Source organism: Sphingomonas sp. OV641, from assembly GCF_900109205.1.
Classification (GTDB): domain Bacteria; phylum Pseudomonadota; class Alphaproteobacteria; order Sphingomonadales; family Sphingomonadaceae; genus Sphingomonas.
This window is the reverse complement of record NZ_FNZB01000003.1, coordinates 114542-139953: the sequence shown is the minus strand read 5'-3', so window position 1 is coordinate 139953 and position 25412 is coordinate 114542. Positions and strand designations below refer to the sequence as shown.

Sequence of the window (25412 nt, the reverse complement as noted above, 5' to 3'; positions counted from 1 at the left end):
GTTATTGCGCTTCCAGCAACTGGCGGCGCGCCTCGACGGTCTGTTCGTCCAGTGCGGTGCGAACTTCCGCCTCGCTCATGTCCACGCCCGCCGCGGTCAGGTCGCCGACCAGCTTGCGCACCACGTCGGCGTCGCCGGCTTCTTCCAGATCGGCGTGAACCACCGTCTTGGCATAAGCGTCCGCCTCTTCCGGCGTCAGCTTCATCAGCTCGGCGGCCCATTGTCCGAGCAGGCGGTTGCGCCGCGCAATGATGCGGAACGCCATTTCCTCGTCCCGTGCGAACTTGGTTTCAAAGGCGCGCTCGCGATCGTCAAAGGTCGTCATGGCTGCTGCATTGCTCCTGTTTGATCACGGGATAGGCAGCGCAGCAGCCTGACGCAATATCGCGCCCGCGGCTAGCCGACGCCTGACCCTGCCCCGGCGAGCGCGGCGAGCAGCAGCAGCGCGACGATGTTGGTGATCTTGATCATCGGGTTCACCGCCGGGCCGGCGGTGTCCTTGTAAGGATCACCGACAGTGTCACCGGTAACGGCCGCTTTGTGCGCCTCCGATCCCTTGCCGCCGTGATTGCCGTCCTCGATGAACTTCTTGGCATTGTCCCAGGCGCCGCCCCCGCTCGTCATGGACAAGGCAACGAACAGGCCGGAAACGATCACGCCCAGCAGCATCGCGCCAAGCGCCGCAAAGCCCGATGCCTGGCCATCCACGGCCGTCACCACGAAATACAGCACGATCGGCGACAGGACGGGGAGCAGCGAGGGCACGATCATCTCCCGGATCGCGGCGCGGGTGACCAGGTCGACGGTGCGGCCGTAATTGGGCCGGCTTGTACCCGCCATGATGCCGGGATTGTCGCGAAACTGGCCGCGAACCTCCTCAACGACGCTGCCCGCAGCCCGCCCGACGGCGGTCATGCCGAACGCGCCAAAGAGGTACGGCAGCAAGGCGCCAAGCAGCAGCCCGACGATGACATAGGGGTTGGACAGGCTGAAATCGACCTGGATGTTCGGGAAATAGGTCTGCAGATCAGTCGTATAGGCGCCGAACAGGACCAGCGCGGCAAGCCCCGCGGATCCAATGGCATAGCCCTTGGTCACGGCCTTGGTTGTGTTGCCTACCGCGTCCAGCGCATCCGTCTTGTGCCGGACCTCATCCTCCAGCCCCGCCATCTCCGCGATGCCGCCGGCATTGTCGGTGACGGGCCCATAGGCGTCCAGCGCGACCACCATGCCGGCAAGCGCCAGCATCGACGTGGCGGCGAAGGCGATGCCGATGATGCCCGCCAGCTTGTACGCCGCCACCACTGCGACGACGATGACCAATGTTGGCAGCGCGGTCGCCTCCAGGCTGATCGCCAGCCCCTGGATCACGTTGGTGCCATGGCCGGTTTCGCTCGCCCGCGCGATCGACTTCACCGGGCGATAGTTGGTCCCGGTATAATATTCGGTGATCCACACGATCAGGCCGGTCACGGCCAGGCCGATCAGCATGCACCAGAACAGGTCCATGCCCGTAAAGGCGTCGGCTGCCGGCGCGCCGGTCACGCCAGTGGCGGCCAGATCGCCAAGCCCGCTCGTCACGGCGTCGGCCGGCGCGTCGAGAAAGCCCGCCGCGCCAATTGGCGCATTGAGATCGCCCAGCGTCATCTGCGTCGCCACATAGATCGCCGGGATGGCGAGCAGCGCCGAGGTCCAGAAACCCTTGTAGAGCGCGCCCATGATCGACCCGTTGGATCCCAGCCGCACCATGTACGTGCCGATGATGGAGGTGACGATGCACACGCCGCCAACGATCAGCGGCAGGCTCATCAGGTTCATCAGCTCCGCGCCCGACGCCTGGATCAGCAGCGCAATGGAGATCATCGTCACGCCCAGCGTCACGACATAGGTTTCGAACAGATCGGCGGCCATGCCTGCACAGTCGCCGACATTGTCACCCACATTGTCCGCGATCACCGCCGGGTTGCGGGGGTCGTCCTCCGGGATGCCGGCCTCGACCTTGCCGACGAGATCCGCGCCCACGTCCGCCGCCTTGGTGAAGATGCCGCCGCCAAGCCGGGCGAAGATCGAGATCAGCGACGCGCCGAAGGCCAGCGCCGTCAGCGCCTCGATGATCTCGCGGGCATTGGGCGCATAGCCCGCCGGCCCGGTCAGGTACCAGAAGAACCCTGCAATCGCGAGCAGCCCCAGCCCCGCCACCAGCATGCCCGTCACCGCGCCGGAGCGGAAGGCCATCGTCAGGCCGCCCTGCAAGGTGCCGCGTGCCGCCTCGGCCGTGCGCACGTTCGCGCGTACTGAGATGTTCATGCCGACATAGCCGGCCACGCCGGAAAGGGTCGCGCCGATCAGGAAACCGGCGGTCGACAATGTTCCCAGCGTCGCGAACAGGATCACTGCGACGATCACGCCGACGATCGCGATGGTGGTATATTGCCGCCCCAAATAGGCTTTGGCACCCTCCTGAATAGCGGAAGCGATGTCCTGCATCCGCTCATTGCCGGGTGACGCTCGTAGAACTTGCTGGCTGGTGACGATGCCATAGACCACGGCCAACAGGCCGCAGAGGATGGCGATATAGACCGTGGTCATCGCGTTCCTTCCCCTAACGTGGCCGGTCGGCCCCGCCTTCGGGCGGTAACCGCCGGTCTCCTATGATTATCGTTCTGGAACGGGAGCCTACGCACGTCCCGGGAAAGCGCAAGTATTGCGCGGCGGCTTTCCTACGACAACTTGTCGTGCACTTGGCGCTGGACGCAGCAAGTCTGCGATGTTCACCGGGTTCAGCGCCCGCGCAACCAACTCGGCTCTGCTCAGGCGCGATGCTCGAAGCCAAGCCGGTCGGGCAGGGGAATGGGGACGCCGGCACGCGTCAGCGAGAGCCCCGCGCCGGGCGCGAACGTGCCGATGCACGTGGCGTGTCCGGTGGGGCGCTGGTCGGGCGGCAGGGCACAGAGCAGCTGGTAATCGTCCCCCGCGGTCACCGCCGGCATCGGATCGTCCCCCGCATACGCGCGATACGCGGCGGACAGCGGCACGGCATCCAGCGCGATCGATACGGCAAGCCCACTCGCGGCCGCCATTCGCCAGCTGTCGATCAGCAAACCGTCCGACACGTCCATCATCGCATGGGCAATCGGCGCAAGGGCGCGACCCTCGGCAAGACGCGGACGGGGGCGACGATAGGCGGCGAGCAGTGCCTCTGGCCCGCTGCCCGCCCGGGCGACGGCAAGGCCCGCGCCGCCATCGCCGATCGTTCCCGTCACCCACAGGCGATCACCCGCCCTGGCGCCGCTGCGCGGAGGTGCTGCGGCATCGCGCCCGAATGCCGTCACCGTCAGGACGCGCGGCGCGCCCTTTGGCATGGACACGGTATCCCCGCCGATCAGCGGGCAATCGAAAACGGCAAGGCAGGTATTAAGCCCAGCCAGAAAGGCCCGGTCCCACGCCGTTTCGGACAGCGGGTAGTTGAGCATCACCCCCTCGGGCACCGCCCCCTTGGCCGCCAGGTCGGATAGGCTGACGACCACCAGCTTCCAGGCGACGTCGCCGGCCGGATCATCGGACAGGAAGTGGATACCTTCCACCAGCGTATCCGTGGTGACGACAAGGTTGCCGAGCCGCGCGGCATCGTCGCCAAGGCCAAGCGCGCCCTTGTGCAGCGGCAGGCGGCGCAGCGCCGCGATGAACTCGGCTTCGGTCAAACGACTGGCTCCCCTATGCCGACCGGCGACGTTGATCCCGTCTGCCCCTCGGCGCCCTGCGACAACACGCCGCGCCTTCAGGCCTCCAGCGCCTCGTCGCTGACGAACATGTTCCACTGCCGCTCATGCGCAAAGGTGGAAGGCTTGCCATGACCGGGGATGAACGCCGTCTCGTTGCCCAGCGGCCACAATTTGGTGACGATGGAATTGATCAGCGTCTGGTGATTGCCCTGCGGAAGGTCGGTCCGCCCCACTGATCCCTGGAACAGCACATCGCCAACCTGCGCGAACTTGGACGGGGCGTGGTGAAAGATCACATGGCCCGCCGTGTGGCCGGGGGTGTGATAAACGTCCAGCGTCAGCTCGCCGACCGTTACGGTGTCGCCGTCGACCAGCCACCGGTCGGGCTCGAACGGCACGCCCCGGATGCCCCAGTTGCGACCATCGTCGCCCAGCCGCGCCAGCCAGAAGCGATCTTCCTCCTGCGGTCCTTCGATCTTGACCCCCAGGTCGTCTGCCAGCGGCTTCGCCTCGCCCGCATGATCGATATGGCCATGGGTCAGCAGGATCTTTTCCACGGTGATGCCCGCCTGCGCGATCGCGGCCTTGATCTTCGGCAGATCGCCGCCGGGATCGATCACGGCACCCTTCTTCGTCTTCGTGCACCAGATGATCGTGCAATTCTGCTCGATCGGCGTGACCGGCACGATCATCGCGCGCAGGGCGGGTTCGGTCGCGGCATCGGTCACTGACTTGTTCCTTTGTTCAGATCGGGTCGCGGCGCTGTTGTTGCACCGGCCCCGCCCGGCTGTTCACCGTCGCATCTGTGCTAGCGCGCCATTCGCCCGGCCCGCAAGGCGGATGCGCGGGGTTGCCCGCAGGCCGAGGGAAAGGCATGGCCGATTGTATGCCGCTCGCTGCGCCATTCGTGCTGCTCGACGATGCCCGTGCCGGCGGCGCGCCCGCGCGGCTGTACCGGGATCCTGTGCGGATTGTTCAGGCGACGACGCCGGATCAGGTCTCGCCGGCCTTGGAGTCGATCCGCGCCGCGGTCGCGGCAGGGCAGCATGCGGCGGGGTTCCTTTCCTATGAGGCGGGCTCCGCCTTCGAACCGCGCGCCGGCCGGCACGGCGACTGCCCGACGCCGCTGCTCTGGTTCGGACTGTTCGACCGTTGTGAGCCAGTGCCGTCCGTGCCGGCACTCCTCCCGCCAGCGGCCGGCGCCTGGATCGGCGAAGTTCGCCCTCAGATATCGCGGGACGAATATGATGGCATGCTACAGCAGGTGCTTTCGCTGATTGCGGCCGGCGACATCTACCAGGCCAATCTCACCATTCGGGCCACGGCGCGGCTGCTGGGCGATCCGCTCGCGCTCTATGCCGCGGTGCGCGAACGAGCCGAGGCCGGCTGGGGTGCGATCGTTGCCACGGGCACCGATACGTTGCTGTCCTTTTCACCCGAATTGTTCTTCAGCCTCGCTGGACGCGCGCTGCGCTGCCGGCCGATGAAGGGCACCGCGCGCCGCGACGAGGACGCGCGTCGCGACGCTCAGGTCGCCCGCGACCTAGCCGCTGACGAGAAGCAGCGCGCCGAAAATCTGATGATCGTCGATCTGATGCGCAACGATCTGTCGCGCGTCGCGGTGCCCGGCAGCGTCCGCGTGCCGGAGCTTTTTGCGGTGGAGCCCTATCCCACGGTCCACCAGATGACCTCCACCGTCACGGCCGAGCTGTCGCCCGGCGCTGACGCGATCGACGTCCTGTCCGCGCTGTTTCCCTGCGGCTCGATCACCGGTGCGCCCAAGGTACGCGCCATGCAGGTGATCGGCGAGGTCGAAGGCGCGCCCCGCGGCCCCTATACGGGCGCGATCGGCCATATCGCGCCCGACGGCGATGCGCAGTTCAACGTGGCGATTCGCACTTTGCATCTCTCAGGTGGCGGCGAACAGGCCGTGATCGGCCTGGGCGGCGGGATCGTGGCCGACAGCCAGGCAGACGGCGAATGGGATGAGGCGCTGGCAAAGGGCGCCTTCCTCACCCACGGACAGCGGGACCCTGACCTGATCGAAACCATGCACTTCGATCCGGAGGCCGGCATTGCGCTGCTCGAGCGGCACCTTGCGCGCATGAAGGCGAGTGCGGCGGCCTTCGGCTTCATCTTCGACCGGCATGACGCGCGCAATGAATTGCAGGCGGCTACCTTCCGCCTGCGCAAGCCTGCGCGGATCCGTTTGCTCGCCAGCCGGTTGGGCCGGATCTCGATCGAGATTGCGCCGCTGCCGCCTGCCCTGGTGCAGCCGCTCCGCGTGTCACTGGTGCCATTGCCCGTCGCGTCCTCGGACTTTCGGCTGCGTCACAAGACCAGCAATCGGACCTTCTATGATGAGGCACGACGCCAAAGCGGCGCCGACGAGGCCGTCTTCGTGGACGCCGCCGGCATGATAACGGAAGGGAGCTTCACCAGCGTTTTCGTGGAGCGGGGCGGAAAGCTGCTCACGCCGCCGCTTGCGCGCGGGCTGCTGCCCGGCGTGCTCCGCGCGGAATTGCTCGAAACCGGCCGGGCGGTGGAGCAGGATCTGTCGCCGCGGGACCTCACAGGTGGTTTCCTGGTCGGAAATGCGCTCCGCGGGCTCATTCCGGCCTTCGTTGCGGTTGCGAAAGCGGGAACGGCATAGCTATAGCCCGCGGCGCCGAAAGGAACCGCCCGATGAAGACTTCTGCCGCGCTCGACCGCATCAGCCCCTCGCCCACGCTGGCGATCACCACCAAGGTGCAGGAACTGAAGCGCGCCGGCATTGACGTCATCGGCCTTGGTGCCGGCGAACCCGACTTCGACACGCCCGACTTCGTCAAGGAAGCAGCGATCGAGGCGATCCGCCGCGGCCAGACCAAATATACCAACGTCGATGGCACGCCCGAGCTGAAGGACGCGATCGTCGCGAAGTTCAAGCGTGACAATGGCCTCGATTATTCGCCCGCGCAGATCAGCGTGAACGTCGGTGGCAAGCACACCTTGTTCAACGCGCTGGTGGCCACGGTGGAGGCTGGCGACGAGGTGATCGTGCCGGCGCCTTACTGGGTCAGCTATCCCGATGTCGTCCAGTTCGCCGGCGGCACGCCCGTCGTCGTCGCGGCCGGCCCGGAACATGGCTACAAGCTGACGCCGGCGATGTTGGAGGCGGCGATCACCCCGCGCACCAAGTGGCTGATCCTGAACTCGCCCTCCAACCCGACCGGTGCGGCTTATACCGCCACCGAGCTGAAGGCGCTTGGCGAGGTGCTGGAGCGTCATCCCCACGTGTGGATCTTCGCCGACGATATGTACGAGCATATCGTGTATGACGATTTCCAGTTCGCCACGATCGCCCAGGTGTGCCCCTCGCTCTACGAGCGGACGCTGACGGTGAACGGCTGCTCGAAGGCCTATGCCATGACCGGCTGGCGCATCGGTTTCGCCGGTGGCGCGCAATGGCTGATCAAGGCGATGGCAAAGCTTCAGTCGCAATCGACCAGCAACCCCTGCTCGATCGCGCAGGCGGCAGCGACCGCGGCGCTGAACGGCGACCAGTCGTTCCTCGCCGAACGCAACGCCGCCTTCAAGGTGCGCCGCGATCTGGTGGTCAGCATGTTGAACGCGGTGGAGGGCATCACCTGCCCGACGCCCGAAGGCGCCTTTTACGTTTATCCCGAAGTGTCCGGCCTGATCGGCAAGACGACTCCCAAGGGACAGACGATCGCGACGGACAGCGATTTCGTCGGCTATCTGCTGGAAGATGCCCGTGTCGCCGCCGTCCAGGGCGTGGCCTTCGGCCTCTCGCCCGCCATGCGCATCAGCTATGCGACCAGCGACGAAGTGCTGCGCGAGGCATGCATCCGCATCCAGCAGGCGTGTAGCGCCTTGCGCTGACCGTCCGCGCCGGTCGGATGCGATCACCCGGTCCGGGCGCCGAGACGTTCGGAACCGGGAACGCTGAACATGAATGGTTTCCTGGCGGAAACGATTGCTTTCCGCCTTGGTCATTCAATGGGCTTCCGGCCAGCCCTACATGCCGAACGACCGATGAACGACCGGCCAAGCCCTGGTTCAGGCCGGAGCGGCTAGGTCCGCTCCACCAGCAAAGAGATACAGAGTACGCTTATGACCCGCCTCTTCAAGTCCAGCTTCCTGTGGCAGTTCGCCGGCGGGTTCATGCTCGGCGCGATCGGCTTGTTCACCCTCACTCCGGCGACGGATCCGGTCACCGGCGCGCCGGTCGCGCAGGTGCGCTGATCACCGCTTGAGGCGGTGTCGCACCTCGCCCACATGCTGCGGCCCGACCCGCACGCTTGCCCCTGATTTCAGCACCAATGTGGTGTGCCGGCCAAGCTGATTGATCGCCTGCACGGCATCGGGCCGCACAAAGGCGGAGCGGTGGACGCGCATCAGCTGCGCGGGGTCCAGCGCCGTCTCCAGCGCGCCCATCGTCACGCGGATCATGTAGCTTCGCTCCGGTGTGTGGAGCAGCGCGTAATCCTTTGCGGCCTCGATCCATTCGATCGCTTCCACCGCCACGCGAACCTGCCCGCGACCCGTGGGGATCCAGAATTCCGTCTGGTATCCGCCGCCCGGCACGCTCACCGGCGCCGTTTGCGTGTCCTGCGCCGACGTCGGCATCGCGCCCGCACGCCGCAGCACCGAACGGATCCGCGCCAGCAGCTCGCGCGGTTCAAACGGCTTCATCAGATAATCGTCGGCGCCCAGTTCCAGCCCGACCACCCGGTCGATCACGTCGCGCCGCGCCGTCAGCATGACGATGCCCAGCGGCTGCCCCGTCGCCCGCAGCCGCCGCGCGATGGAAAAGCCGTCCTCTTCCGGCATGGTCACGTCCAGCACGACGAGGTCCACGGGCTGCTCCGACAGGATAACGTCAAGCGCTCGCCCGCCGCTCGCTTCGGACACCATCAGCCCCTGATCGGCAAGATAGGCGGCGGTCGGCTCGCGCAGATCCTCTTCGTCATCAACCAGCACGATGTGCGGAATTGCTTCGGTCATGCCAGCTCCATCTGGTTCAGGAAGCGCCGGACAGCCTCGGGAACGAACGGCTTTTCCAGCACGGGCCGCTGCGCATCGGCGATGAAGCGCGCTGCCGAGACGCCCAGCGTGTCGCCGGTCGAAAAGGCCATGCGGGTGGCAAGGTCCGGCCGGGTTTCGCGTACAAATGCGTAAAGCGCCGGCCCGTCCATGTCAGGCATCCGCAGGTCGCTGACGATCAGGTCGAAATCGCCTGCTGCCAATCGGGCCTGCGCGGCGCGCCCGCCAATGGCGACTTCACAGGTAAAGCCTTCCAGCGACAGGAAGTCCGCCAGCGATTCCGCAATCTCCGCCTCGTCGTCCACGACCAGCGCGCGTCGCGGCAATCCGGTCGGCAATCGCGTTATCTCGGGCTCCACCCGTCCCAGCGTCTGCTGCGGATCGACGGGCAGCGTCAGCCGAAACGTCGCGCCGCTTCTGGTGGATAGCAGCGACAATCGCCCGCCATGCGCTTCTGCCAGCCCTTGGGAGAAGGAAAGCCCGACGCCAGTGCCCTCGCCCTGCGTCTTGGTCGTGAAGAATGGTTCGAAGATCCGCCGGCGCATCGCTTCGGGTACGCCTGGGCCATTGTCCGCCACATCCAGAACGACCGTCATCGGCTCGGGGCCGGGCGCCGTCGTGATCCGAACCACCCTTTCACCGGCCTGATCGGCCAAAGCATGTTGCGCATTGATCAAAAGGTTGATGATGATCTGGTGCAGCTGGTCCGCATCCGCCGCGATCTGCGGCAGGGCCTCATCGAACCCGCGTTCCACCCGGACGCCCTCGGTTTTCAGGCCATATTCCGCCAGGTCGAGTGCCGCCATCGCAACCTGGTTCAGGTCCACCGGCCGACGCTCCGGCTCCTTGGCGCGGGCCATGGCCAGGAATGTCTGCACGATCCGGGCGCATCGGTCCGCCGCCTTGCGGATCTTGAAGGCGCGCTCGGCCAGTTCGGTGCCCTTGGCCTGCCGCTCCATCATCACCGCCTGCGCCACGACGATTGACAGCGGATTGTTGAGCTCATGGCTCACTCCGGCGAGCAGTGAGCCGAGCGCGGTCAGCTTCTCGGTCTGGTACAGCGCCTCCCGACTGCGCGCGAGCGCCTCCTCCGCGCGCTTGCGCTGCGTCAGGTCGATGGTGAAGCCGCCGGTGCGCGCCGTTCCGCTGACGCCGGGCACCGGAAAGCTGATGGTAAGGACGGAGGCATAGCCTTCGGACAGGCCGGTCTCCAGTTCGGCACTTGCCGTCTCGCCAGCCCGCGCGCGCTGCTCCAGCCTGCTGACTTCGCGCGCCAGAGTGGGGGTAAAGACATCCGCCGCGGTCAGGCCGATCAGTTGTTCCGCCGGCAGCCCGGACGCGCGCGCCAGTTCCGGATTCACGCGAATATAGCGCCCTTCCCCGTCCTTCAGGTGCATGGCCACGGGCGCATTTTCCATGAACGCCGAAAGCTGCGCCTCGCTTTCGTTCAGCCGCTCCTCCGATCGGGCCCGCTCCAGCGTGGCCCAGGTGCGATCTCCGATCTCGCGCAGCAGCCGGATCTCGCTCGCCCGCCACTCGCGCGCCTCCGCCTGTTGCAACGACAGGGCACCAGCGACCCGGCCGCCACGCACCAGCGGCATGCTGATCAGCGCGCCGATCCCCAGCTTTTCAAACAGGAGACGGCTGCGATCGTCGAACCGGTCGTCACTGGCGACGTCGCTCACCACCACCGGCGAACCGGATAGGTGGCTTTGCATCAGGCGATCGCCCAGCACCGACAGCGGGAAATGCGTGCCCAGAAGCGCCGGGACGCCCTGCTGCGTCCACTCCCGGATCACGTGCAGCGCGCTGCCGGCCTCGTCGCTCTCGGTGTAATTGGCTCGGAATGCATTCAGATATCGGCCCACCCGCTCCAGCGTCATCGAGAGGATCGCCGATGCACGCCCCTCGTCGCGTACCAGGTCGCTCCATCCGATCAGGAACGCCTGGTCGCGCTCGCGCTGCCGCAGCTCCGCCAACGCATGCGCGCGGTCCAGCGCGATCCACAATCGCTCCGATACGTCGCGGATCAGCTGGATCTCCGCGTCGCGCCATCGCCGCGGCTGCACTGACTGAACGGATAAAGAGGCTCGCATCTCGCCTTCCACCACCAGCGGCACGGTGACAAAGGCGCGCACCTCGATTTCATCATAATAGGCTTCGCGGCCCGGCAGAACGCGCGGGTCGCCGACCACGTCATCGTACCGGACGATGCGCCCCGCATCCCATTCCGCAGCCACCGCCTCGGACACTTGGGCAACGGAGAAGCGCCTGCCGACGACGCTGTTCACTCCGACGCACCAGTTCGCCACCACGACGAATTCGCGATCCGCGCCCGACGCCACCGAATAGGTCGTCCGCGTCGCGCCGAGATAATCGGTCAGTCGCTCCAGCGTGACGGCCATCACCTGATCGGCGGTCGTCAACTGGCGTAGCTGGTCGCTCCATTCCACCAGAAACGCCTGATTGCGCTCGCGATGAAGCAGCGAAGCTTCCGCCCGCGCGCGTTCCAGCATGGTCCATAGCCGGTCCGCCACTTCGCGCAGCAGCTGCACTTCGCGGTCGGACCAGTCCCTCGGCTGCCGATCCTGCACGGATAGCAGCCCCCGGGTCGCTCCGCCGCGCACCATCGGCACCGCGGCGAAAGTGACGGCGTCCACCGCGCGATATCGTTCGCGCGCGTCAATGTCGAAGCGGGGGTCGGCATCCACATCCCTGGCCACCACCGGCTCTCCCGCCAGATAGGCTGTCTCCACCGCATCGCTGACGGCAGGGCGCGCCACCGTGCTGGTGCTCCCGGTCACGTCGCGCCATTCGTGAAGAACGGTGAAGCCGCTTCCCGCGACCGGCTCGGCGAAATTGGCACGCGCCGTGCCAAGGTGGGTCGCCAGCGCGGCAAGCGTGGTAGACACGATCACCTCGACCGACGTTTCGGCGCGCAGCCGGTCGCTCCATGCGATCACAAAGGCCTGGTCGCGTTCGCGCTTGGCAAGCTCGGCCTGGGTCCGGGCGCGTTCCAGCGCGTTCCAGGTGCGATCCCCCATGTCGCGGATCAGCGCGATTTCGCGGTCGCGCCAGTGCCGCGGTGCGCGCGACTGAACGGAAAGGATCGCGGCCACCCTGCCATCGCGGATCAGGGGAATGCTGACGAACGCGCCGATCTGCCTTGTGGCGTAGACGGCCAGGTCGCCCGCGTCGGTGCGCGGGTCGGCGGTGACATCATCATAACGGACGATTTCGCCCGCCAGCCATTCGCGCTGCGCCTGCTCTCCGATCGTGTCGAGCGACACCCGCGTGCCGATCAGGCTGGGGCAGCCGTCGCACCAGTCCCAGCAGGTCTCGAACACTCGCTTGATATCGTCCGCCTCGGCATAAGTGACGCGGGTGGCGCTGAGATGGCGGCCAAGCCGCTCCATCGTCACCGGCATGATGTCTTCGGGAGCGGTGAGCGACCTGAGCGCGTCCGACCATTCCACCAGAAAGGCCTGGTCCCGCTCCCGCGCTTTCAGCGCCTGCTCGGTGCGCGCGCGTTCCAGCAGCCCCCACATCCGATCCGCCACTTCGCCGATCAGCGCTACTTCCGCGCGGCGCCAATGCCGCTCCCGGTCCTGCTCGATCGTCAGGATCGCCTGCACCACCCCGCCCCGCGTCAGCGGCACGCCGATCCGGGCACCGATGTGATTCTCGGCGTAGCGCTGCCGGGCGTCGGCGCTGAACCGTTCGTCATGCGCCAGATCCGCACTGACCAGCATCTCGCCGGCTAGATAGGCGCGTCGCACCACATCAGGGATGTTGCTTGCCGGAAACGTGCGCCCCACGCCGGCCGGCGTTCGGGCCGCCCATTCGGCGACAATGATATAGCTTCCGGCATCGGCCATGTCCGCCTTGTCCGGATCGATCTCGATCGTGGCGCAGGAGGTGCGGGTGGCCCGCAGATGCTCGCCCAGCATTGCCAGCGTCATGTTCATGATCGCCGCCGGCTCCTCGGCCGTTCGCACCCGATCGGTCCAGCGCAGCAGGAATTGCTGGTCGCGCTCGCGCGTGCGCAGCTTTTCCTCGGCGCGGGCGCGGGTCAGCGTGGCCCAGGTACGCTCCGCCAGTGCCTCCACCAGCGCGATCTCGTCCCGCATCCAGCGTCGCGGCGCATCGTGCTGCACGGTCAGCACACCTTGCAGCTGCCCACCCTTCACCAGCGGCACGGCCAGTCCGGAATTCACGCCGATTCCGGCCATGTAGTCGCGAAATCCGGCCGTGATCGGTCCAGTGATCACCGCGAAATCGTCGCTCACCACCGTCTCCCCGGCGGCGAAGCGGGCGAACAGCGCATCGAACGCGGGCGGAAACAGATGCCGGCCGGTGGCATCGGGTAGGCCATCCGCCTGATCCCGGCGCACGTCGAACAAAGGACCATCGGGCCCCGGCTCGCTTTCGCTATAGATGACGCGGGCGACGCCAAGGTGGCGGCGCAGCATGTCCGAAACGGTGGCTAGTATTGCCGCCGGATCGGTTTCATCGCGGATCGCGTCGGCAACATGGCGGAAGAAGATCTCATGCCGCATGCATCCCGCCCTTTCCTGAACCCCGCCGCCCTTTTGCTTTTCAGCAACCTAGCACCACTTTGTCGAAATGCGCATAGGGGCGCAGCCGGTCCGGCGCCCCCATTGGCGCTTTGGTCGAGATTTCGTCGCACTCGTCGCAGCGGGCACATGTAAGCTGCTGCCTTCAGGCAGTATTTGCAGCGATGCACCCTCTGTTCTCTTCGCTGGCTCACGATCATACCTCCAACACGCTGGCGATCGGTTGCTTCGCCTCGCTCTGTCGGGACCGGCTGGCCGAGCCGCTGGTGGCGTTCACCTCCGCTCATCCGGAGGTGGCGGTCGGCGTTCATGACATGAGCCTGGGGGAGCTTCTGCCGGCCGCCGGCTCGCGGCGGATCGCCGTTGCGATCGGTCCGTGCGATCCGGTGGCGGGGCTGGCGCACACCAATCTTTGGATCGACCATGCGGTGGTCGCGATGAGCCCGGATCATCCGCTCGCCGCCGCCCCCGCCATCCATGCCGGCCTGCTGCGCGAGCAGGTGCTTCTGATCTCCCGCGATCGCAATCGGGCGCAGCTTCACCGTTTTCTGGTCGAACGCCTGTTCGCCTGCACCCCGCCGGCCCGCATCATCGCGGATCCCCGCAACGATCGGCTGCTGGAGCGGGTGGCGGCGGGCGAAGGCGTCGCTTTGTTCTGCCAGAGCCAGGTCGATGCCAGCATGGCGTCGCTTGTGGTCCGGCCGCTTGCCGATGCGCGCGCCGACTTCCGGCTTCGCGCGCACTGGCACGCCGATGACAATATCCCGGTGCTGGACAACCTCATCGACCTGCTCACCGCCAGCCGCGAACGGCCAAGCTGACGCTGCCGGGCGGACAGTGCTTGCCCTAGCCGCCCGGGCACATTAAGTCACAACAGGTTAAGCGGCCGCTCCGGTAAGGGGCGGCCCTATTTGTTTATACCGAAAGGCATCTCCGCATGGCCCAGCCGCTCATGCCCCACGCGACCGCTTCCTGGCTGGTCGACAATACCTCGCTCACCTTTGAGCAGATCGCTGAATTCTGCGGCCTTCATGTCCTTGAGGTACAGGCCATCGCCGATGATACGGCGGCGACCAAGCTCACCGGCCGCGATCCGGTGCGCGCGCACGAGCTGACGCAGGCCGAAATCGACAAGGGTCAGGCCGATTCCAACTACAGCCTGAAGATGACCAAGGGTCCTGAGCAGGTCCGCCGCACGAAGGGCCCGCGCTACACGCCGGTGTCCAAGCGCCAGGACAAGCCGGACGGCATCGCCTGGATCATCCGCAATCACCCGGAAATCAGCGACGGCGCCATCTCCAACCTGATCGGCACCACCCGCACGACGATCGCCGCGATCCGCGACCGGACGCATTGGAACATCGGCAACATCACGCCCAAGGATCCGGTGACGCTCGGCCTGACCACGCAGCGTGAGCTTGACGCCGCCGTCTCCAAGGCCGCCAAGACCGCGGGCACCGAGCCGCAGCCGACCGATACGCGCCTTGATGGCGATCGGGCCGCGCTGATCGAGCAGCTTCGTGCCGAGCGCGAGCAGGCGGCACGCGGTGCGGAGCTTGCCGGGCATGAGGGTGGCGAGGACCGCCCGCTGTTCGACGATCCGTTCCGCCGCTGACGCTGACGCTGGTGGTGCGCCGCGCGCCATGATAGTCTCGCTTCGGACCTGAATTCAGGGAAGAGGCGGGCATGCGCAAGGTGCTTGGGGTGATCGTCGGGGTGGCGGTGGCGATGGTCACCATCACCATTGTCGAGATGATCGGCCACCTGATCTTCCCGCCCCCACCGGGCACCGACATGCGCGATCCCGCGCAGGTCGCCCGGATCGTCTCGCTGATCCCGTTGCCGGCGAAGATCTGGGTGACGCTGGCGTGGTTCCTGGGATCGCTGGCCGGGGCGCTGGCCGGCATCACCGTCGCGCGTTGGACGGCGGCGGCCTGGATCGTCGCTGCGGTGGTGATTGCCGGCGCGATCTGGTCCTACACCATGATCCCGCATCCCTTGTGGATGCAGGCGGCTGGCGTGTTTTTCCCGCTTCTCGCCGCCGGGATCGCGCTTCGGCTGCGTCCGCCCGCAACTAAGCTCTCGACGTAACGAATGTTATGCTGATACCGTCACGGAATGGCGACGGCATATCTACACACGCTGATCGGGGATGAGGGGCTGACACCCACCAGCTCCGCCGGTCTCACCTTCCCCTTTGGCGATCGCGGGCCGCAGCCGGGCGAGCTGCTCAGCCTGATGGACGGCATCCGCTGGTGGCGCGTGCCGATGTCCGGGCCACTGAAGCACGTCAACGGCCTGATCCTGGACGACGGGCCCGATCTCCTGGCGATCGACACCGGCACCGCGAGCCCACGGTGCACGGAGGCATGGCGCACGATCCTCGACGGTCCACTCGCCGGCAACCGCATCGGTCGCATCCTGTGCACCCATATGCACCCGGACCATGTCGGGCTCGCCGGCTGGCTCTCGCGCAAGTTCGATGACGCCGCGATCGTCATGACGCGCACCGAATGGCTGATGGTCCGCATGCTCTCCGCCGATGCCCAGCCCGAGGTGCCCGAGGAACAGGTCGCCTTCTGGCAAGGCGCCGGGTGGAATGAGGAGCAAGTGGCGCATGGCAAGGCGCGCGGCTGGTCCAGCTTCGGCAAGTCGATCTCGCGCATGCCCGTCTGCTACACCCGCATCCAGGATGGCGAGGTGATGCGCATCGGCGGCAGCGAATGGCATGTCGTCACCGGCAGCGGCCATAGCCCGGAACATGCCTGTCTGGTGGACTACGACCGGCGTGTGCTGGTCGCCGGCGATCAGGTGCTGCCCAAGATCAGCTCCAACGTCTCCATGCACGTCAGCCAGACGAACGAGGATCCGCTGGGCGACTGGCTGCGCTCGATCGAGCGGTTCAAGCAATTGCCCGACGACCTGCTCGTCCTGCCCGGCCACGGCGACCCCTTCTACGGCCTCCACACCCGCCTCGACGCGCTGCGCGACGAACACCTCGACCGCCTGGACGCGATTGTCGACCTGATGGCCGCCGGCCCCGTCCGCGCCGTCGATTGCTTCAAGGTCCTCTTCCGCCGCCCGATCGGCCTCGACGTCATCGGCATGGCTACGGGCGAGGCGCTGGCGCACCTACGCCGGCTGGAGCTCGAAGGCCGCGCCGTCCGCGAGGAGCGCGACGGCGTCTGGTGGTTCTCGCGGGCTTGAAGTCGACGATTCGCACGGTTTAGGCCGTGCAATCGCATAAGATCATTCGGGCTTACGGCAACGCAGCGTAGCGAGCAGCCTTGGAGGTTTTCAGGCCTCCTGAGTAGCGATTGCAGTCGCTCTTTTGCAAACGCGGCTCTGGAAAAGGGGGCTCGCCACTGAAGATGGAAGCCTCGCAAAAACTGTCACCGTATCAGCTCTGTCCTCGTAAACTAAGCGTCTACCGTGCAACATCCTCCACTTCCAAAGAGAACCGGAAGTGCAGCTTGCGGTTACTTGGCCCTTCAAACGGTTTGAAGTCTCCACTTTGAGTGGCCCAGAGGCATGGGGTACTACCCGGATGCGGATATGGTTTTTGATCCTTTATAACTTTGCATGACTTTACCTTTCCGTCAGGTGAAATGATTAATTCCAGCTCATTCCAGAACGGCTTCATGGTCGCGAGAGGTTCTGGCGGGCCAGGAAGGCTCCAGCCAACGTTATGCTCGATGCGATAGGGAATTGATTTCCCGTCCATCATTGTCGCCGGTTTGTAGCGCATGCGCTCTTTGAAGATGGAACAGGTCTTATCGTCCAAGATCTTGGATCCGCTAGTGGACGCAATTTGACAATCGGTCACTGTGCCGTCGGTACCGACTTCGACACTCACCTTCGTCGTGCCCGATGGACGATCAGATCCCTTTGGATAATCGTCAGGGCCGATTGATCCCGAAACTAGCACAGGTGGATTGACGTTTGTTGGTGCGCGGAGCGGCTCGCTCTCGCCCTGGCCTTGAGCCGCGACCAATATCAAAGCAAGCTCAAGAGTTCTCATGCAACCTCCGATGCTCCGCACCCTGTAGTGTCACTGATCAGCCAAACGCTTACGAATGTCGAGCGCTGCTTGATGTGGAACACAACTACAAGGAACGCTCGTTAGAAATGTTCGCCAACCGGGAAATATCGTCCGGTCGCGATGTGAGTCACTTATCGCCCGTCAATTTCAGATAAGAAAGGTTGGCGCGTAAACTGAGCTGCTGCGGCGATGATTTCGGCAGCGAAGCGGGGCGTACGCCACGTGCGGATTCAGGGATCGTCTAAGCTAGTAATAATATTAACGCAGCGTACCGCCGCCCGCCCCAGCGAGCGGCGGATCGCACCCTCAATGCCGGAAGTGCCGCATCCCCGTGAACACCATGGCGAGGCCGGCCTCGTCGGCCGCCGCAATCACCTCGGCATCGCGGATCGAGCCGCCCGGCTGGATCACCGCCGTCGCCCCGGCTTCCACCGCCGCCAGCAGCCCATCCGCAAACGGGAAGAACGCATCCGACGCCACCGCTGAGCCGATCGTGCGCGGCGTGGTCCAGCCCGCCTTGTCCGCGGCATCCTTCGCCTTCCACGCCGCGATGCGCGCCGACTCCAGCCGGTTCATCTGCCCCGCGCCCACGCCCGCCGTGCTGCCGTCCTTGGCATAGACGATCGCGTTGGACTTCACGTGCTTCGCCACCGTCCAGGCAAAGCGGCAGTCCGCCAGTTCCTGCGGCGTCGGCTGGCGCTTGGTCACCACCTTCAGCATGTCGTCGGTGAGCACGCCATTGTCGCGCGACTGCACCAGCCAGCCACCAGCGATCGTCTTCGCCGTCAGACCGCCACGCGCCGGATTCGGCAGCGCGCCGGTCAGCAGCAGGCGCAAATTCTTCTTCGCCGCGAACAGCGCGATCGCGTCCTCGTCGGCATCGGGCGCGACGACCACTTCGGTGAAGATGCCGGTGATGGCCTTGGCCGTCGCGGCGTCGAGCGGGCGGTTGAGTGCGATGATGCCGCCGAACGCCGACACCGTGTCGCAGGCGAACGCCGCCTCATACGCTTCGGCCAGCGTGGCGCCGGTCGCGACGCCGCACGGATTGGCGTGCTTCACGATCACGCAGGTCGGCTCGGCATCGCGAAATTCGCTCACCAGTTCCAGCGCCGCGTCGGCATCGTTCAGATTGTTGTAGCTCAGTTCCTTGCCCTGCACTTGGCGCGCCTGGCCGATGCCCGGCGTCGACGGGCCGGCGTGGCGGTAAAAGGCTGCCTGCTGATGCGGGTTTTCGCCGTAACGCAGCACCGTCGGTGTCTCGAGCGTGAAGGGCAGGGTCGCCGGGAACTGCTCGTTCTGGTCGGAAAGGCCGAACCAGCTCGCGATCATGCCGTCATAGGTCGCCGTCGCGGCAAAGGCCTTGGCGGCCAGCCGCTTGCGCTCGTCCAGCGTTGTCTCGCCGCGCGCGACGATGGAATAGTCGGCAGGGTCGGTGACGATCGCGACATAGGCATGGTTCTTCGCGGCCGAGCGCACCATGCTCGGGCCCCCGATGTCGATATTCTCGATCACCTCCGGCCGGTCTGCGCCCTTCGCCACCGTCTGCGCGAAGGGATAAAGGTTCACCACGACCAGGTCGATCGCGCCGATGCCATGTTCCTGCATCGCGGCGGCATGGGCGGCATCGTCGCGCACCGCCAGCAGCCCGCCGTGCACCATCGGGTGCAGCGTCTTCACGCGCCCGTCCATCATCTCCGGAAAGCCGGTCAGGTCGGATACGTCGCGCACGTCCAGCCCCGCTTCACGCAGCGCCTTGGCCGTGCCGCCGGTGGAAACGAGCTCCACGCCCTTGGCGGCCAGCGTGGTGGCAAGGTCGACGATCCCCGTCTTGTCGGAAACGGAAAGAAGGGCGCGGCGGATGGTGATGGCGGTCATGATAATCCTGCTGCCCTTTTTTGCGTTGCGGCAAGGAAGGGCTGTGGGTGGAGGTTGCGTGAGACACGGCCGGCGGGGCCGGGCATGGCACGGGCTCGCGCCTCCCCTACCCCCTCGCTCGCCGCGAGGGGAGCCTTAATCAGCGCGCGCGCTTCAATGCCCAGCCGACCGTCGCACCGCCCGCCTCGGCCGCGCCGCCGATCACCAGCTGCTGAGTCGCGATCGGCCGTCCCTCGCCGTCGATCCACAGGCTTTCCTCGATCGCCAGCGAGTCGCCGCGCGTGCGGAACTGCCACATCGCGCCGCCGGGTACGCGCAGCACCGCGCCAAGCCCGTCGGCCGTGGGCGAGGCTTCCACCCCCTGACCCAGGTGAAAGCGGATGGCGAAGGCTGCGGCCCCCGCCCGGCGGCGGCGCCCCTGGGGCAGCAGCACATCCTCACCGCGCAGTTCCCTGCCGTCCGCGGTGAGGATCAGCTGCCGGCGATGAACAAAGCCATGGCGACGGACATAGCCGTCATGGCTTGCCTCGATCCGGCTGGCATTTTCCGACTCCTGCCGCGTGACTTCTACCTCGGCGACGCCGCGGCCCAGCGTCCCGTCCGGATGGACTGCGGTCGAGTTGGTGTCGGCCAGCGTCAGGGTGGAATGGGCCGCAGTCGTCCGCAGCCCCTGCACCAGGCTTTTCGGCAATGCCGCCACCGCGGCGCGCGCGCCGCCGCAATTGACGATGATCCGCGCGGGTCCGTCCGAAAACTCGAACGCCAGGGTGGAGGCACAGCCGCCTTCCACGACGCGCGCGATCGGCGGCGGGGCTGCGTCGACCAGCAGCACCGTGGTTCCCGCCGTCATCCGCTGATAGCCCCAGTCCCGCGCCTGTTTCAGCGGTCGTGCGCGCACGCCGCTCGCCGCGATGATCTGCGCCACCTGCTCCGCCGGCACGGGACCGCCGCCTTGCCAGCTCGCCAGCGCACGATCCGCGTGGCAGGCGCCAAGCAGCGCCGGCACCATCCGGGCCAGCGCATCCTGTGCGAACTCGGGCAGGTCCTGCCGGCGCGCGGCATAATTTTCCCGCAGCATGACGAGCAGGCCGATAATCTCCAGAAGTGACTCGGGCGAGCGGCTGACAAGGCCGCCATCAGGCCAAAGTGCGCCGTCGAGCGCTCTGGAAAGGCCGGCTTCGCCGAAGCTCTTGCGCGGATCACCACCCGGGATCAGCAGCCCGGCGGCGATCACCCCGCACCACGCCGCCACCCGGTGAGGCCCCGGCGGCGCTTTGTCCGCGCTGCTGTCCAGATGCCGCGCGCCCCTCGCCAGCGCGTTCAACACCTTGGAACGATAGACCAAATCCGTGGAAGACAGGATCAGCGGCGCATGCGCCGTCCAGAACAGGATACGCCGGCCCCACAGATCCGGCCGCCAGGCCAGCGCGGTGATCCGTTCCCCGTGCGCCGCCAGCCAGCGCTCCATCAGATCCTCGGCGACCGGTGCGCCTTCGGCCCGCGTCGCGACGCTCGACAGGTCGCGAAGCCACGCAAAGCTATGGAGAAATTCTGCAAAGGCGGGCGATGGCGCGAAGCTGCGCAAGTCCAGCCCGGTGATCTGGTGGCTTTCGCCGCGGAACAGGATGTGCCCCTCAAGCAGCGCCTGTCCGCGTGGCACGTCCCCGAACAGCGGATCCTCCGGCACCGCGATCAGCTTCAGCGGATGGCGACCCTTCAGTCGAAGACCATGGATCGGCGTGCGCCAGGTCAGGCGGTGAAAGCGGTCGGTCAGCCGCTCGGCGAGCGACAATCCCTTGTCGCCGCCAACGCGCACCAGCCGCTTGCCCTCGTCGATCCCGTCGGCAGTGGGAAGATCGTCCGTCCGTTCGCTCATGCGCCCCTTAACGCACGGATGTTGTCCGCGTACGCAGCCGGTCCGCCCCGGAACGTGGCCGTTCCTGCCACCAAAGCGTCCGCGCCCGCATCGATCGCCAGTCGCGCCGTGCCGGGATCGATCCCGCCGTCCACCTCAAGATCGATGTCCCGCCCGCTCGCTTCGATCATCTTCCGGATGGCGGCGATCTTGCGCAGCTGGCTGTCGATGAAGCTCTGCCCACCAAAGCCCGGGTTCACGCTCATCACCAGGACCAGGTCGACCATATCGATGATGTAATCCAGCATCTTGGCCGGCGTGGCCGGATTCAGGACGACGCCGGCGCGCTTGCCCAGCGATTTGATGTGCTGGAGCGAGCGGTGGATGTGCGGGCCGGCCTCGGGGTGAACGGTGATCGTGTCCGCGCCAGCTTCGGCGAAAGCGTCCAGATAGGCGTCGATCGGCGAGATCATCAGATGCACGTCGAAGGGCTTGGACGTGTGCGGGCGTAGTGCCTTCACCACCGCCGGGCCGATTGTGATATTCGGCACGAAATGGCCGTCCATCACGTCGATATGGATCCAGTCCGCGCCAGCAGCGTCAATGGCGCGGACCTCCTCGCCCAGCTTGGCAAAATCGGCGGAAAGGATCGACGGGGCGATACGGACTGGCTTCAACGGATAACTCGCTCAAACTTCGTTCGTTCTGCCGCGCCGGATCATTCTGCGTCTCTTCACAGGGACGAAAACATGGCTGATCGGCGTGACCCGAACGGTGTGGGTAACGGCAATGCCTTAACCTTCCATCCGGTCAGGCGGAAGCACGCACAAGCCGCACGATGAAAAAGCCGTCGCAGCCGCCGACATCGGCCAGCGTGCCCGGCAGCGTGCGTACATAGCCGGCTTCGTTCGCCGCTATGCCGGTCGGGAGCTCCCCGGGGGACGGCGGCGACACGGCATATTCCGGGTGAGCGGATAGGAACCGCGCAAGCTGCTCCTCCCCTTCGGCGGGTTCAAGCGAGCAGGTGGCGTAGACCAGCCTTCCGCCCGGTCGCACCCACGCCGCTGCACGGTCAAGCAGGCGTGCCTGCAGCGCCGCCATTTCCGCGATGATGCCAGGGTGTGCACGGTACAGCACATCCGGGTGCCGCCGGAAGATGCCGGTGGCGCTACAGGGCGCATCAAGCAGGATGGCGTCGAGCGGCTCCGCGGGGGCCCAGTCCAGCGCGTCCGCGATCACCACCTGGGCAGGCAGGCCGGTCCGGGCCAGGTTTTCATGCAAACGGGCGGCGCGCGATGGTGCAATCTCCAGCGCGGTGACATTCCACCCCGCGGCGGCAAGCTGCATCGTTTTCCCGCCAGGAGCAGCGCACAGGTCCAGCACGTGCCCCTCGCCAGCTCCAAGCAGACGGGCGGGCAGCGAAGCCGCCACATCCTGTACCCACCACGCGCCTTCGTCATAGCCGGCAAGCGTCGTGACGGGGGCTGCCTCCACGATACGGCGGTGGTCGGGCGCCAAGCTTGCCCCTTCCGGCGCGAGTCCGTCCGCCTTGGCCAGCGTCAGGTCGAGCGGCGGTGGCGCGGCAATGGCGCTTGCGGCCGCGTTGACCACGCCCTCGCCCCAGTAGCTGCCCCAGCGTTCCGCTATCTCCGGCGGAAGCGACGGCTGTTCCGGCAACTCTGCGCCGCCACGGTTCAACGCGCCGAACACCCCATGAACCAGCTTGCGCGGTCCACCGTCGACAAGCGGAAGAACCGTGGCGATCGCGGCATGCGGCGGGGTGCCAAGCGCCAGTGTCTGGACCAGCGCGACGCGCAGCGCCATTCGCGCCTTCGCATCGTCGGGCAGGCGTTGGCGCGTCGCCGAATCGATCAGGGCATCAAGATCGGGCAAACGGCGCAGCGTTTCGGCCGCGATGGCATGGGCAAGGCCCCGATCAGCGCCTTCCAGACCACGGGTCGCATTGGGCAGCGCTGCCTCCAGCGGCTCGCCCCGGCGCAGAACGGCGTCCAGCAGGCGCAGGGCCGCGCGGCGCGGCGCGGTACCGGGAGGATCGGCCGGGCGACGGCCAGAAGACGAACGGGGCTTGGCGGGAGAAGGCATCGGGCCCATGTGGCGGCTTAACGACGCAACCGGAAGAGCCGATGTCAAAACGCCCTCCTCATGTTAAGCCGCCGGCTTACCTGTCCCCCAACAAGCCCGTGCCACAGCCTGCGCCCATGGAGCGACCGGCGGAAGATCCGCTCGGCCGCGATCCAGTGCGATATGGCGATTGGGAAAAGAAGGGCGTCGCGATCGATTTCTGATCGGCACGCTTGGTCGCGCTCGTTTCACGGAGCGCTAAGTAGAAGGGGCGCCGAGCGCCGCCGCATCACTCCTTTCGTATCCGGAACGAACGCTGATTTCAGGCGTCTCACCTTCAATGTTCCGTTCGCTGTCCCGTCCCCGTATCCGGATCGCGGCAACCGTCATCACGCTGATCGTCGCCATCGTTGCGATTGCGATAGCGGCGTTCCCCTGGGGGTTGCTGAAGGGAGTTCTGGAAAGCCGGATGACCGCCCGGTTCGGCCGACCGGTAACGATCGGCACCATGGAACGGGTCGACCACTTCGGGTTCACGACCTCCGTCCGGCTGCGCGATGTCCGCATTCCAGGCCCACAATGGGCTGGCCCGCACGATCTTGCCCGCGTTGCCCAAATGGAAGTGAGCTTCAGCGCCCTGTCGCTTCTGACCGGCAGGCTGGCGCTCGGCGACGTGACGATTTCCGGCGCCGAACTCAATCTCGTACGAGCCGCCGACGGGCGCGAAAGCTGGCGTGGCACGACGGGGCGCGGCGGCACCGGCGGCGGCGGCCTCGATCAGCTCAGTGTCAGCAACTCGCGCCTGACCTATCGGGATGAGAAGCGCGACCGCTGGTTCGCGCTGAACTTCCTCTCCAATCAATCTGCCGGCCTGCGTGTGAGTGGCAGGGGCGAGATACGCGACGTTCCGGTTCGCATCGCCGTCAGCGCACCGGCGGTTTCCGGGGAGCACAGGGGCAAATGGCCCTTTGATGCCCGGCTGACCGGAACCGACCTGTCGATGCACGCCAAAGGAGCTATGGCAGCCCCGCTCGACACGGAGCATATGTCGCTTGAGGTGTCCGCGCGGGCGCGGGACCTGAAGCTGATCGACGCTGTGATCGAAGCTGGTCTGTTCCACACCCAGCCGGTCGTGCTGTCTGCGAAGGTTCGCCGTGAGCCAGGCCGCTGGCTGATCGACCGGCTCAATGGCCGGATCGGCCGATCGGATCTCACCGGCGAACTGACCGTCATCAAGGATGGCGATCGAACCAAGCTGCAAGGCTCATTCTCGTCTCGCCAGCTGGACTTCGATGACCTGTCTTCCGACGCAGGCTTAAGGCGGGCTGCAGCCCGGAAACAGGCGATCGGGCCGCGAATCGTGCCCGACACGCGAGTGAATCTTGCCAAGATCGGCCGCACGGACGGCCGCCTCACCTTCCGGGTCGCACGGATCGTCAGCCGACACGGCCCCTCCTCCCTCACCTCCATGGCGGGCACGCTGACCCTCGATCATCGGGTGTTGACGGTCTCTCCCATGGTAATCGGGCTCAGGCAGGGCCGGATCGCGGGAACAGCCGTGGTCGATCAGGGCAACAACGGCCCGGTTCCGCTGGTGAAGCTGGATCTTCGGCTGATTGGCAGCAGCATTCCTGCCCTCGCTGGCGGCGGCGGATCGGTAACCGGGCGGGTCGATGCGCGTGCGGTGCTCGAGGGTCGTGGGAGCACGATCCGCGAAGCCGTCGGCAACGCCAGTGGTCGCATCGGTCTGGCCGCCCGCAACGGGGCGCTCCCGAAAGAGGTTGCGGAGGCGCTCGGCTTTGACGCCGGCGGGACATTGCTCGCTGGGAGAGAGGATCGCGCGGTATTGCGCTGCGTGATCGTTGGCCTGACGATGCGCAATGGCGTTGGACAAGCCGGTCCCTTCATTGTCGACACGTCGCAAAGCCGCCTGGACGGCCAGGGCACGATTTCCTTCCCGGACGAGCGGCTGGCCATCCGGCTGACCGGCGCACCAAAGCACGATGCCGTCCTGAAGCTGCCCGGTTCGGCAACAATGACCGGAACGATCAGTGAGCCAGACGTGGTCGTGCCGCGCGAGGTGAAGTCGGTTGGCAACGTGTTGAAGGCGCTTGGCCGAGCCATCAGCGGCCGACAGGAGCCCATTGCGCAGGATGCCGACTGTCAGGCGCTGAGCAGCCAGGTGCTGCGATGATCATCGCCGCCTG

The 25412-nt window shown here is 66.4% G+C and carries 20 protein-coding genes; 9 read left to right on the top strand and 11 right to left on the bottom strand.

What is annotated here, in order from left to right; all coding sequences use genetic code 11:
• Nucleotide 1: 1 nt before the first annotated feature.
• From BMX36_RS14590 to BMX36_RS14575, 4 genes are all read right to left on the bottom strand, one after another.
• Complete coding sequence (locus BMX36_RS14590) at nt 2-325, bottom strand: DUF1476 domain-containing protein (RefSeq protein WP_066775403.1); 324 nt, start codon at nt 323-325, stop codon at nt 2-4.
• Nucleotides 326-396: 71 nt separating this feature from the next.
• The gene (locus BMX36_RS14585; protein ID WP_093066623.1) at nt 397-2589 is read right to left on the bottom strand and encodes a sodium-translocating pyrophosphatase; all 2193 of its coding nucleotides are present in this window, start codon (nt 2587-2589) and stop codon (nt 397-399) included.
• 221 nt (nt 2590-2810) lie between these two features.
• Nucleotides 2811-3701 (bottom strand): thiamine-phosphate kinase, encoded by an 891-nt coding sequence (gene thiL / locus BMX36_RS14580; RefSeq protein WP_093066621.1) that lies wholly within the window; start codon nt 3699-3701, stop codon nt 2811-2813.
• Between the two features lie 77 nt (nt 3702-3778).
• On the bottom strand, nt 3779-4414 hold the full coding sequence (locus BMX36_RS14575; protein WP_066775411.1) for an MBL fold metallo-hydrolase: 636 nt from the start codon (nt 4412-4414) through the stop codon (nt 3779-3781).
• Nucleotides 4415-4596: 182 nt separating this feature from the next.
• On the opposite strand from BMX36_RS14575, the gene pabB reads away from it, so the two are divergent.
• The 3 genes from pabB (at nt 4597) to BMX36_RS22160 (ending at nt 7970) form a co-directional block, all read left to right on the top strand.
• Nucleotides 4597-6375: an aminodeoxychorismate synthase component I gene (gene pabB / locus BMX36_RS14570; RefSeq protein WP_256210826.1), complete on the top strand. Its 1779-nt coding sequence runs from the start codon at nt 4597-4599 to the stop codon at nt 6373-6375.
• A gap of 32 nt (nt 6376-6407) precedes the next feature.
• On the top strand, nt 6408-7607 hold the full coding sequence (locus BMX36_RS14565; RefSeq protein ID WP_066775392.1) for a pyridoxal phosphate-dependent aminotransferase: 1200 nt from the start codon (nt 6408-6410) through the stop codon (nt 7605-7607).
• Nucleotides 7608-7838: 231 nt separating this feature from the next.
• Complete coding sequence (locus BMX36_RS22160; RefSeq protein ID WP_256210825.1) at nt 7839-7970, top strand: hypothetical protein; 132 nt, start codon at nt 7839-7841, stop codon at nt 7968-7970.
• Here the strand turns inward: BMX36_RS22160 and BMX36_RS21740 are convergent, their stop codons facing one another.
• Both BMX36_RS21740 and BMX36_RS14555 read right to left on the bottom strand, forming a co-directional pair.
• The gene (locus BMX36_RS21740) at nt 7971-8732 is read right to left on the bottom strand and encodes a LytR/AlgR family response regulator transcription factor (RefSeq protein ID WP_177179161.1); all 762 of its coding nucleotides are present in this window, start codon (nt 8730-8732) and stop codon (nt 7971-7973) included.
• Nucleotides 8729-13330 (bottom strand): GAF domain-containing protein, encoded by a 4602-nt coding sequence (locus tag BMX36_RS14555; protein ID WP_093066617.1) that lies wholly within the window; start codon nt 13328-13330, stop codon nt 8729-8731. Before BMX36_RS14555 ends, BMX36_RS21740 begins: the two co-directional genes overlap by 4 nt.
• A 182-nt stretch (nt 13331-13512) precedes the next feature.
• Here BMX36_RS14555 and BMX36_RS14550 point away from each other — a divergent pair, with 182 nt between their 5' ends.
• The 4 genes from BMX36_RS14550 (at nt 13513) to BMX36_RS14535 (ending at nt 16555) form a co-directional block, all read left to right on the top strand.
• Nucleotides 13513-14169: a LysR family substrate-binding domain-containing protein gene (locus BMX36_RS14550; RefSeq protein ID WP_093066615.1), complete on the top strand. Its 657-nt coding sequence runs from the start codon at nt 13513-13515 to the stop codon at nt 14167-14169.
• A gap of 116 nt (nt 14170-14285) precedes the next feature.
• Nucleotides 14286-14963, top strand: a complete 678-nt coding sequence (locus BMX36_RS14545) for a DUF1013 domain-containing protein (protein ID WP_066775378.1) — start codon at nt 14286-14288, stop codon at nt 14961-14963.
• Between the two features lie 71 nt (nt 14964-15034).
• Nucleotides 15035-15439 (top strand): hypothetical protein, encoded by a 405-nt coding sequence (locus BMX36_RS14540; protein ID WP_093066613.1) that lies wholly within the window; start codon nt 15035-15037, stop codon nt 15437-15439.
• Nucleotides 15440-15466: 27 nt separating this feature from the next.
• Nucleotides 15467-16555, top strand: coding sequence for an MBL fold metallo-hydrolase (locus BMX36_RS14535; protein ID WP_093066611.1), 1089 nt, complete (start codon nt 15467-15469; stop codon nt 16553-16555).
• 220 nt (nt 16556-16775) lie between these two features.
• On the opposite strand, the gene BMX36_RS14530 is transcribed toward BMX36_RS14535, so the two are convergent.
• The 5 genes from BMX36_RS14530 to BMX36_RS14510 all read right to left on the bottom strand — a co-directional run bounded on the left by BMX36_RS14530 (nt 16776) and on the right by BMX36_RS14510 (nt 23226).
• On the bottom strand, nt 16776-17369 hold the full coding sequence (locus tag BMX36_RS14530) for a TonB family protein (RefSeq protein WP_093066609.1): 594 nt from the start codon (nt 17367-17369) through the stop codon (nt 16776-16778).
• 327 nt (nt 17370-17696) lie between these two features.
• Nucleotides 17697-19268 (bottom strand): bifunctional phosphoribosylaminoimidazolecarboxamide formyltransferase/IMP cyclohydrolase, encoded by a 1572-nt coding sequence (gene purH / locus BMX36_RS14525; RefSeq protein WP_093066607.1) that lies wholly within the window; start codon nt 19266-19268, stop codon nt 17697-17699.
• Nucleotides 19269-19407: 139 nt separating this feature from the next.
• On the bottom strand, nt 19408-21144 hold the full coding sequence (locus BMX36_RS14520) for a heparinase II/III family protein (RefSeq protein ID WP_093066605.1): 1737 nt from the start codon (nt 21142-21144) through the stop codon (nt 19408-19410).
• Nucleotides 21141-21800 carry a ribulose-phosphate 3-epimerase gene (gene rpe, locus BMX36_RS14515; protein ID WP_066781953.1) on the bottom strand — a complete coding sequence of 220 codons (660 nt, stop codon included), beginning with the start codon at nt 21798-21800 and terminating at the stop codon, nt 21141-21143. The genes BMX36_RS14520 and rpe overlap by 4 nt, the downstream gene beginning before the upstream one ends.
• A gap of 133 nt (nt 21801-21933) precedes the next feature.
• Nucleotides 21934-23226 (bottom strand): RsmB/NOP family class I SAM-dependent RNA methyltransferase, encoded by a 1293-nt coding sequence (locus BMX36_RS14510; RefSeq protein ID WP_093066979.1) that lies wholly within the window; start codon nt 23224-23226, stop codon nt 21934-21936.
• A gap of 41 nt (nt 23227-23267) precedes the next feature.
• On the opposite strand from BMX36_RS14510, the gene BMX36_RS14505 reads away from it, so the two are divergent.
• Together BMX36_RS14505 and BMX36_RS14500 are read left to right on the top strand one after the other, a co-directional pair.
• A complete protein-coding gene (locus BMX36_RS14505; protein WP_082746362.1) occupies nt 23268-23429 on the top strand; it encodes a DUF1674 domain-containing protein in 162 nt (53 codons plus the stop codon).
• Nucleotides 23430-23545: 116 nt separating this feature from the next.
• The gene (locus tag BMX36_RS14500) at nt 23546-25399 is read left to right on the top strand and encodes an AsmA family protein (RefSeq protein WP_093066603.1); all 1854 of its coding nucleotides are present in this window, start codon (nt 23546-23548) and stop codon (nt 25397-25399) included.
• Nucleotides 25400-25412 lie beyond the last annotated feature (13 nt).

What these genes read in the sequence shown, in the direction of transcription:
- BMX36_RS14540 (WP_093066613.1), top strand. Translation starts at nt 15,035, where the DNA reads ATGCGCAAGGTGCTTGGGGTGATCGTCGGGGTGGCGGTGGCGATGGTC.
- BMX36_RS22160 (WP_256210825.1), top strand. Translation starts at nt 7,839, where the DNA reads ATGACCCGCCTCTTCAAGTCCAGCTTCCTGTGGCAGTTCGCCGGCGGG.
- BMX36_RS14510 (WP_093066979.1), bottom strand. Translation starts at nt 23,226, where the DNA reads ATGCCTTCTCCCGCCAAGCCCCGTTCGTCTTCTGGCCGTCGCCCGGCC.
- BMX36_RS14535 (WP_093066611.1), top strand. Translation starts at nt 15,467, where the DNA reads ATGGCGACGGCATATCTACACACGCTGATCGGGGATGAGGGGCTGACA.
- BMX36_RS14555 (WP_093066617.1), bottom strand. Translation starts at nt 13,330, where the DNA reads ATGCGGCATGAGATCTTCTTCCGCCATGTTGCCGACGCGATCCGCGAT.
- BMX36_RS14530 (WP_093066609.1), bottom strand. Translation starts at nt 17,369, where the DNA reads ATGAGAACTCTTGAGCTTGCTTTGATATTGGTCGCGGCTCAAGGCCAG.
- BMX36_RS14550 (WP_093066615.1), top strand. Translation starts at nt 13,513, where the DNA reads ATGCACCCTCTGTTCTCTTCGCTGGCTCACGATCATACCTCCAACACG.
- BMX36_RS14545 (WP_066775378.1), top strand. Translation starts at nt 14,286, where the DNA reads ATGGCCCAGCCGCTCATGCCCCACGCGACCGCTTCCTGGCTGGTCGAC.
- BMX36_RS14590 (WP_066775403.1), bottom strand. Translation starts at nt 325, where the DNA reads ATGACGACCTTTGACGATCGCGAGCGCGCCTTTGAAACCAAGTTCGCA.
- BMX36_RS14500 (WP_093066603.1), top strand. Translation starts at nt 23,546, where the DNA reads ATGTTCCGTTCGCTGTCCCGTCCCCGTATCCGGATCGCGGCAACCGTC.
- BMX36_RS14585 (WP_093066623.1), bottom strand. Translation starts at nt 2,589, where the DNA reads ATGACCACGGTCTATATCGCCATCCTCTGCGGCCTGTTGGCCGTGGTC.
- BMX36_RS14565 (WP_066775392.1), top strand. Translation starts at nt 6,408, where the DNA reads ATGAAGACTTCTGCCGCGCTCGACCGCATCAGCCCCTCGCCCACGCTG.
- BMX36_RS14575 (WP_066775411.1), bottom strand. Translation starts at nt 4,414, where the DNA reads ATGATCGTGCCGGTCACGCCGATCGAGCAGAATTGCACGATCATCTGG.
- BMX36_RS21740 (WP_177179161.1), bottom strand. Translation starts at nt 8,732, where the DNA reads ATGACCGAAGCAATTCCGCACATCGTGCTGGTTGATGACGAAGAGGAT.
- purH (WP_093066607.1), bottom strand. Translation starts at nt 19,268, where the DNA reads ATGACCGCCATCACCATCCGCCGCGCCCTTCTTTCCGTTTCCGACAAG.
- BMX36_RS14505 (WP_082746362.1), top strand. Translation starts at nt 23,268, where the DNA reads ATGTCAAAACGCCCTCCTCATGTTAAGCCGCCGGCTTACCTGTCCCCC.
- pabB (WP_256210826.1), top strand. Translation starts at nt 4,597, where the DNA reads ATGGCCGATTGTATGCCGCTCGCTGCGCCATTCGTGCTGCTCGACGAT.
- BMX36_RS14520 (WP_093066605.1), bottom strand. Translation starts at nt 21,144, where the DNA reads ATGAGCGAACGGACGGACGATCTTCCCACTGCCGACGGGATCGACGAG.